The sequence below is a fragment of the Aquisalimonas sp. genome, from assembly GCF_007120195.1.
Taxonomy (GTDB): domain Bacteria; phylum Pseudomonadota; class Gammaproteobacteria; order Nitrococcales; family Aquisalimonadaceae; genus Aquisalimonas.
The window spans coordinates 1-6,680 of sequence record NZ_SKOG01000148.1 but is presented as its reverse complement, the minus strand read 5'-3'; the positions used below and the strand labels follow the sequence as shown (position 1 = coordinate 6,680).

Here is a 6,680-nt window from a genome sequence, read left to right as displayed (position 1 = left end):
TATAAACGCCGCCGAGGGTGGCGACGTCTACCTGGTCCCGGCGGATGGAGCCGTCTCCCACGTTAAAGAAACGGGTCAGTTGTCCGCGGATAGCCCAATGGCGGTGAATGTGGTACTGAGCGCCGATGCCAAGGTTGTAGACCGTGTCCGTGGATTTTTCCCGCCCGCTTGTCCCGTCGAGGCTATCGATGTTGCGTTCTGTAGTGATGCGCCCCACCCCGGCGGACGCGTCGAGCGTCAAGTACTGTGCAACCGGCAGGTGGCCGATCACGCGTGTCCCGAAGCCGGAGAAGTCGACTTCAATGTTTAGCTGCGATGTTTCGTCGTCGGTGCTGACGGTGAGCTCGGCATCGAATTCACCCAGGTTATAGTAATTCAGCTCCGCCGACAGGTACCGCGTCACCCGCAGCCCCGCCCCAAGCGAGAAGGCAAAGCTTCGACCGTCGATGTCCTTCGAGGTTTGGGCTCCCATTTCACGTGCGTGTGACTCCAGGTCATCCAGCCGGCTCTTCGTGTCATCGCGATCGACGAAGGCGAGGCCGGCGTCCGCCGCCAGGTAAGGGCGCGGGGCCTCTGTTGCCAGGGCATTGGACGTTGCCAGAGTCAGCGCCAGGAACAGTGGCAGGGCGGTGGAGCAGTGCCGCATGGTAATCCCTTTGATCATGATGATCCTTCCCTAGAGTGGTTGCAGGTGATTCATGTTAATGCATTATGCCGTACGCGTCGCTGTTGCCAGGCTTTACACCTCGTCGCCGCTCCTGCCTCTTGCGCCTGTTAAGTGTTTGATAGTTCGTGCCTGGCCCGGTTTCTGCATGAAGTGGCCATCAAGGAGTGTAAGCCATAAGGAGTGGGTCAATGAGAAAAATAGTCGTTCGTGCGGTAATGGGTGTGCTCGTGTGCGTTGGGTTGGGGCTGGCACCGCTGGCCTCCGCGGCTGTCAGCCATTTGAGCCTGACGGACAGCGAGATGGAGCGGGAGCGGAACGCAATCAACGCCATGTTTGGGCGGGAGAGTGATGAGGTCGCCAGCTCTGACGGGGCCTTCGTCAATGACCCGAACTCCAGTTTCGTCTCCGTTAGTGAATCTAACACGCCCACCCGGGTGCCGGAGCCGGGGATGCTGATGCTCTTCGCCGTCGGCGGCCTGGGCCTGTATTACGCTGCGAAGGGTGGCGCTCGCGCGTGAGCGTCGATAAAACCTGATCGGTAACGGGCGCTGGCCGCTAAGGCCGGCGCCCGTTTTCTAGTGATTCTGCGTAACCAAACGCCGGGTTTCGCACTCGCTTCACATCGCGGTTGCGGGCGAAACGGTGCCTCCTCATTGGGATCGCAGTATCATACGCGCGCGACCCTAACCGAACGTCAGCCTGCTACTGGGGTGGAGGGAGTGGGTGTGGCAAAGGAATTGTTGGCAGGAGGTCTCTTGGGGCGGTCCGCATTCGAACAGCGCTGGAGGCGGCGGTTTACCGAGCGGGGGTCACTCCTCGATGACGACGCCGGTATCGCCGGCTGGACGCCCACCGGGCTCGAGACGCGGGTGCGGCAGTTCCGGCGGCTATGGGATGCGGAAGCGCGTCCGCCCGGGCTCTGGCTGGACATCGGCTGCGGCGCGGGGACATACACACGCCTTTTGCACCGGGAGGGGCACCGCCTGCTTGGTATGGATTACGCGGTGCCCTCCTTGCACAAGGCTCGGGGGCGAGGCGATCCACAGGCCGACGGGCTGGAGTGGGCCTCGGCCGATATTCTGCGGCTTCCCTTGCGGGATGGTCAGGCGGACGGAATCATCTGCTTCGGTGTGATGCAGGCCTTGTCGGACCCCCGCCCCGCCCTGGCAGAGTTGTGTCGGGTTCTGAAACCAGGGGGAGAGCTATGGGTGGATGCGCTGAACGCACGATGCGGCCCGACCAGGCTTGCCGAGTGGCGGCGTCAGCGCCGCGGGCGGCCGCCCCACCTGCGATATGATCGCCCCGATGGGTTTCTTCGAGTGGCCCGCAACGCCGGTCTGGAACCCCTGGCTGTGGAGTGGTTGCCGATCTTGCCGGCTCGCCTGCAGCGGCTACAGTGGACGCTGGAAAGCCGTCCAGCCCGCGCGCTATGGCGTTGGCTGCCGCCCGTGGGGGCACTGCTTAGCCACTCGTTCATTCTCCGCGCCCGCCGGCCGGCGGCACTCTGTCAGGAGTAGTGCGGCCCGACGCTATGTCGGATATTCTTACAAAGAGTGCCGTCAGTGACGACCTCCCCTCAATGAGCGTCTTTATACGCCCTTTTCTATCAGTGGGATAGGCGAGTTGCGGGGTTGCGGCGCGTGTTTTGCATGCAGTACTTCCAACGCTGACTTCCGGGATGCTTGCATCGAACGGGTAGGGGTTGTCAAACCGGGTCTAAGTCTTAGATTGCGCGTGAGCGTTACTCGGGCCAGAATTTGACGTAAACTCAGGTCAGTACACGACATAGTGTAAAGAATTCCGATTCCGATCGAGGGGGTGGGTAATGGATGACAAGAGGCTCCCGGAGGAGCCAGTCAAGGAGTCTAGGGCGCGTTCGAAATCGACAGCCGCTGCCAACCAGCCCCGAAGCTGGTCGCGGCGCCGGTTCGGTGTGGCCGCGGTGTCCACGTCCGTGATCATGAGCCTGCACGCGCAGCCCCTGCGGGCCGGGGGCAATTGCTCACCATCCGGCTGGACGTCGGGTAACAGCTCCCTTCACCCAGAGCCCGAGAGTTGTGGCGGCGAGACGCCAGAATACTGGAGAGAGGCGGCTTACGGGGACTACGACGGGTGGCCAAGTCCCTACGAACCGGGCGACGGCATCTATGAAGAGTACGAGAGTACGCTCGAGGATGACAGCACTGTTCAAGACGACGGCACCCTGCAGGACGACAACGAGTTCGAGGACGAGGGTGACTTCTACGCCCTGTCGGACGAAGGCGACGTCTACGGCGACGATGAATTTGACGCATTCAGTAGTCCTGAGAACTTGGGCACCCCCTTCTGGAGTGTCGATGCCTTCTCCGGCGGGGAGTTTGGCGGCTTGGGTTACTGGAATGAGGAGGAGCAGCGCTCCATGAGCCTGTTCGAGGTGCTCAACGATGAGGAATACGTTGGCGACGACATGGGCCGGCATGCGGTGGCGGCCCTTTTCAACGCCGCGGCCATGAAGATTCCATTAACCGTGCTCGAAGTACAAGAGATGTTCAATGCAGCACTGCGCGGTGAGCCTTACATCAATGACCATCTCTCGGAGCCGATGTCACCGGAGCAGGTCCTTGAATTCTTCAAGTCGACCTACGACGGCAACCAGACATGGGAATCATGGCAGGCGTAAGCAGGCGGACTCAGGCTGGAACCGGGTTGCATGACTGATGCGCCGGGCGTTTGCGTTGGCGCGCTCTACTGGGTCGCTCACCCGGAGGCCGGTTGCCGCTGGCTGAGTGGCGAGGAAGCGGTCGTATTCCTTCCCGGCAGTGGTGACACTCACCTAATCAACAGCTTGGCGGCCGATGTGCTGGTCCGGCTCCAGGCTACGCCCGGTGGTTTGACGGCGGACGGATTGTGCGCGGCGCTGCCCGCGGCTGGAGTAGATAGTCCGCGAGAATTGGCCGCTGCAGTCGATGCGGTGCTCCATGAATTCGAGCGGATTGCAATAGTGAGGCGAGCGCGTTCGTGAGACTGGCGGAGCTCCCGCAGCGCAAGCTGGAAAAGCAGCTACGTGCACCCGGGGGGTTGACGCTGGTTACCGGTCCGTTTACCACCCGTCTGCGCAGCCCCATCCTGAGCGTGGCGAGCGGACTGGCCGAGCTGTACCGGGATTTCCCCATTGTTCCTGACGCTCAGTATGCCGACTTTCACATCGAGGTGAGGGCGCCGCAGACCGTGCGGCGCTGGTTCCGCCCGCAGGTCCTGTTCTTGTTCGAGGGCAAGAGCGTTTTCAAGCCCCTGGCCTACCATCAGGCCTTCCCAATGCTCGAATGGGGCCTGAACTGGTGTGTCACCTCCCAGGTCAATCATCACCTGTTGTTCCATGCCGCCGTGGTGGCGCGTGACGGCGCGGCCGTCGTGCTGCCTGCGCCGCCGGGCTCTGGCAAGAGCACGCTCTGTGCGGCATTGGCCGCCAGTGGCTGGCGATTGCTCTCCGATGAGCTCGCCATCGTGGACGTGGAGACAACGGAGCTTCGGGGTTTGTCCCGGCCAGTCAGTCTGAAGAACGAGTCGATTCCCGTGATCCGTTCGTTTGCCCCGGAGGCCTTCGTCAGTGAGCCCTGTCACGATACACTCAAAGGCACCGTTGCCCATTTGCGGCCGTCTCAGCATAGTGTGGAGTGCGCGATGGCGCCGGTTCGGCCTGCTTGGGTCGTTTTCCCCCGCTTCCGGCCGGGAGCGGGCACGGAATTAACCCCCAGGCGGCGTGGGTCGGCCTTCATGGAGCTTGCCCGTCACGCCTTTAATTACACGACGCTTGGCCGGATCGCCTTCGAACGCACTGCCGACCTGATCGAGCGCAGCGCATGCTATGACTTCACTTACAGCCGCCTGGACGAAGCCGTTGCCACGTTCAACGCCCTGGAGCCTCCCTGCGCGTGACCTTCTCCCGCGTGCGCTGGCGGAGCCCGCCATTTCGCAACAGTTGTCGCTGACGCAATGGGATAGCGTGCTTCGGCAGGCGAGAGCGGCGTCCATGCTTGGCACCCTGGGTGGACTCGTGGAGTCGCACGGAGGGCTCGCGAGTGTTCCCGAGTCGGTTCGCGGGCACCTCCTGGGGGGGCGAATCGCCGCCGATCGCAAGGCCGAGGCAATCCGGTGGGAACTGCGCTGCCTGCAGCCGGAGATCGCGCGCGCCCGCGTCCAGCCCGTGCTGCTCAAGGGGGCCGCCTACATCGCCGCTCGCACTCCCAATGCCGCCGGCCGGCTGTGCAATGACGTGGACATCCTGGTCCCGCGTGAGCATTTGGATCGGGTTGAGACGGTGCTGCGCTGGCAGGGCTGGGTGACCACACACCTTGATGAGTACGATCAGCGCTATTACCGCCAGTGGATGCACGAGTTGCCGCCGATGCAGCATATGCGCCGCGGCAGCACGCTGGATGTGCACCACAACATCCTGCCGGAGACGGTGCGTGCGCCACCGGACCCGTCACGGCTGTTGGCGCAGGCGAGGCCCCTGGGCGATGGCTCCGTATTCCGTGTGCTGGCCCCGCACCATATGGTGATCCACAGTGCGGTGCATCTGTTTTCCGATAGCGAGTGGGATACAGCCATCCGGGACCTGTACGATTTGCACTGCCTGCTGAAGCACTTCGCAAGGGATGACGGCCAGGTGTTCTGGGACGCGGTGGTTCACGAGTCCCGCGCGTTGCAGGTTTCCGGCTACGTCCATCACGCGTTCCGTTATGCGCAGTCACTGCTGGGCACGCCCGTTCCAAGGGGCACGCACCGGTCGCTGGCAGCCACCGCCCCGGGTGCCGTGCGCCAGGCCGCGCTGGATTGGATGTTTCTGCACGCCGCCACGGCCCGCTCCACCAGCCATCGCCCGGTCCGGCATGCTGTCAGCCGTGCGGCGGTGCTGGCGCGGTCGCACTGGATCAAGATGCCGCCTGCGCTGTTGGCGCGGCACCTGTTCTACAAGGCTTTTCTCGCGCCCCGGGAGGAGGATTCGCAAGATCAGGGAGCGGGCGCGGCTCGGCGCCACGGTTAAATGAGCACCGAGCATTTCAGTTGCGGGAGACTACGGCCGTGACTCGACCGTCAGCGTGGGAGGGGGGACGACTTCCGGCTGCGGCCACGGATCGGTTGCGAGTCGCACCGAGTCGATGTAAATGCGGCGCTCTTCTTCGAGGTCGGACGCGAACACGGCGAGTGCGGCGATCTCGTTCATGGTCATGACGCGGTCTGCCGGCGCGTCCCGGATGTCGGCGATGGGAATCCATATGTCGTTCCAGCCCGGCGACAGGTAGATGTGCCGGTTGAAACGGTCATGGTAACCACCACCGCGGCGCAGATGCGCGTGGTCCCGTATGGAAACGGTGGTCATCAGTGTGTCGTCGGCGTCGTTGTAGATACTCAACGCCAATGCGCGGAAGTGGGTCCAGTCACCTAGCGACCGTTGCAGCGTGGTGCCGGAGAACCGCCCGGGCCTGAGGTCGACCCGTAGCGACCTCTCCCCTGTCCTGGCGATGGTGTTATCGGGTTCGCCGCGCGACCAGCGTCGGTGTTCGAAAGCGGTGCTGAAATCCGAGAGTAGCGGAAACTGGGTGCGGGCAACGCCGCGGTCCCACAGCGAGATGGCCGAGGCGTGCAGCTCCAGGTAGAGGATGACCGCAACCAGGGCGGTAAGGAGGCGGCGTTTGACGCCGGCGGGAGCGCTGAGGGCGACGACCGTCGCGGCCCCCAGGACGTTTTGCCAGACGTCTCGCACCGTGCCCTGCCGGCCAAAGAGCGGCTGCAGTAGCTCCATAGCGGTTCCGAGTAGCAGTGCCAGCAGCAATACCGTGACGCCGCGAACGGCGAATCCATAGTGTTGCAACTGGGGTGCGCGCAAGGCCAGCCAGGCCAGCAGTGCGAAGAAAAGCAGGTGCGCGAAAGCGTGAAGTTCGGGGACAAGAATCCGGCGCCAGGGTTCGAGGTCCATGAAGAACATCGGCAACATGGCGATGACGGCAACGATGGCAAGTTGGTCATGGAC

8 protein-coding genes are annotated in these 6,680 nt (G+C 63.3%); 6 read left to right on the top strand and 2 right to left on the bottom strand.

Going from position 1 to position 6,680, the window contains the following annotated elements; all coding sequences use genetic code 11:
* The coding region (locus tag QZT63_RS11090; protein ID WP_290651179.1) for a porin family protein at positions 1–664 on the bottom strand (664 nt) is incomplete at its 3' end.
* A 191-nt stretch (positions 665–855) separates the two neighbouring features.
* Here QZT63_RS11090 and QZT63_RS11085 point away from each other — a divergent pair.
* The 6 genes from QZT63_RS11085 (at position 856) to QZT63_RS11065 (ending at position 5,693) form a co-directional block, all read left to right on the top strand.
* Positions 856–1,185 (top strand): PEP-CTERM sorting domain-containing protein, encoded by a 330-nt coding sequence (locus QZT63_RS11085; protein WP_290651177.1) that lies wholly within the window; start codon positions 856–858, stop codon positions 1,183–1,185.
* Positions 1,186–1,422: 237 nt separating this feature from the next.
* The gene (locus QZT63_RS11080; protein WP_290651175.1) at positions 1,423–2,184 is read left to right on the top strand and encodes a class I SAM-dependent methyltransferase; all 762 of its coding nucleotides are present in this window, start codon (positions 1,423–1,425) and stop codon (positions 2,182–2,184) included.
* A 308-nt stretch (positions 2,185–2,492) separates the two neighbouring features.
* Positions 2,493–3,326: a hypothetical protein gene (locus tag QZT63_RS11075; RefSeq protein ID WP_290651173.1), complete on the top strand. Its 834-nt coding sequence runs from the start codon at positions 2,493–2,495 to the stop codon at positions 3,324–3,326.
* A 30-nt stretch (positions 3,327–3,356) separates the two neighbouring features.
* A complete protein-coding gene (locus tag QZT63_RS20090; RefSeq protein WP_366636763.1) occupies positions 3,357–3,668 on the top strand; it encodes an HPr-rel-A system PqqD family peptide chaperone in 312 nt (103 codons plus the stop codon).
* Positions 3,665–4,582 carry an HprK-related kinase A gene (locus QZT63_RS11070; protein ID WP_290651171.1) on the top strand — a complete coding sequence of 306 codons (918 nt, stop codon included), beginning with the start codon at positions 3,665–3,667 and terminating at the stop codon, positions 4,580–4,582. Before QZT63_RS20090 ends, QZT63_RS11070 begins: the two co-directional genes overlap by 4 nt.
* A complete protein-coding gene (locus tag QZT63_RS11065) occupies positions 4,512–5,693 on the top strand; it encodes a nucleotidyltransferase family protein (RefSeq protein ID WP_290651169.1) in 1,182 nt (393 codons plus the stop codon). Before QZT63_RS11070 ends, QZT63_RS11065 begins: the two co-directional genes overlap by 71 nt.
* Positions 5,694–5,723: 30 nt before the next feature.
* Here the strand turns inward: QZT63_RS11065 and QZT63_RS11060 are convergent.
* The coding region (locus QZT63_RS11060) for a hypothetical protein (protein WP_290651168.1) at positions 5,724–6,680 on the bottom strand (957 nt) is incomplete at its 5' end.